Annotated in this window: 1 protein-coding gene; it reads left to right on the forward strand. The window is 32.2% G+C overall.

The window, feature by feature from the left end; all coding sequences use genetic code 11:
• Positions 1–1,217: IS1634 family transposase (locus CDG77_RS35000; RefSeq protein WP_143857183.1), on the forward strand; the 1,217-nt coding region annotated here is incomplete at both ends.

Below are 1,217 nucleotides of genomic sequence, written 5' to 3' on the forward strand. Positions count from 1 at the left end.
AGGCTTAACGGAGATATTTTTAGCTATTAGTAGTCAGGTGATAAAAGAATTCAATATTAGTTTAAAATCGTCACATTTGGATTCGACTTCACTACACTTACATGGTGAATATAAAACTAGTTTACCAGATGTAACTTTTGAGAATAATTCATCAAATGGTCAAATCAAATCACCACAAGCTATTGAGATTACCTATGGCTATTCTCGTGACCATAGACCGGATTTAAAACAATTCATCATAGACTTAATATCATCGGGAGATGGAGATATACCAATATTTTTAAAATCGGCATCGGGAAATCAATCAGATTCTTCAAGTTTTGCGAAAATCTTTTTAGAATACAAAGAACAAATGCTAAAAGCAGAAATAAAAAAAGAAGAGAATTTAATGGTTGCAGATGCGGCTTTGTATAACGCAAAAAATATAAGCTCATTATCAGGAATGAGATGGTTGTCTAGAGTACCGATGACTATACGAGAGGCAAAAGAACGAGTATCAACATTATTATCGCCTAATTTTATTAGTAGTTCTTTACCAGGATATTATTATTCTGTAATCAAAAGCAATTATGCTGAAATTGAACAGAGATGGTTAGTTGTAGAAAGCACTGAAAGAAAAGAATCTGATTTACGCCAATTAGAAAAAAGGATATCTAAGTCAAAAATTAGTGCATTATCTAAGCTCAAAAAACTGCTATCAGCCAACTTTAAGTCTTACGAAGAAGCTGTGAAATCTGTAAATAGCTTAAATAAACAATTAAAATATCATCAAATTGAGAACGTTAATTATTTTGATAAGCAATCAAAGGATAAGAAAGACATTGCTTATCAAGTCAATGCCACATTATCCGAGAATATAAAAGCCATTAAAGCAGCTTATACAAGTGCTGGACGTTTTGTACTGGCAACAAATGTTTTAGATGAAAAGTCTCTTAGTAATGATGAGATGATTTCTGAATATAAAGCACAGCAAAGCTGTGAACGGGGATTTGGATTTTTAAAAGACCCCTTATTTTTTGCAGATAGTATTTATATTAAATCTCCAGAACGAATTGAAGCTATGTCCATGATAATGGGATTATGTCTTTTGGTATACACTTTAGCGCAAAGACAAATCAGAGCAGCCCTATCAGCATCTAAATCTACAATTAAAAACCAGCTTGGTAAAGCTATAAACAATCCAACGATGCGATGGGTATTTCAATGTTTTCAATCTA

The sequence above is a fragment of the Nostoc sp. 'Peltigera membranacea cyanobiont' 213 genome (genome assembly GCF_002245975.1).
In the GTDB taxonomy this organism is placed as follows: Bacteria; Cyanobacteriota; Cyanobacteriia; order Cyanobacteriales; family Nostocaceae; genus Nostoc.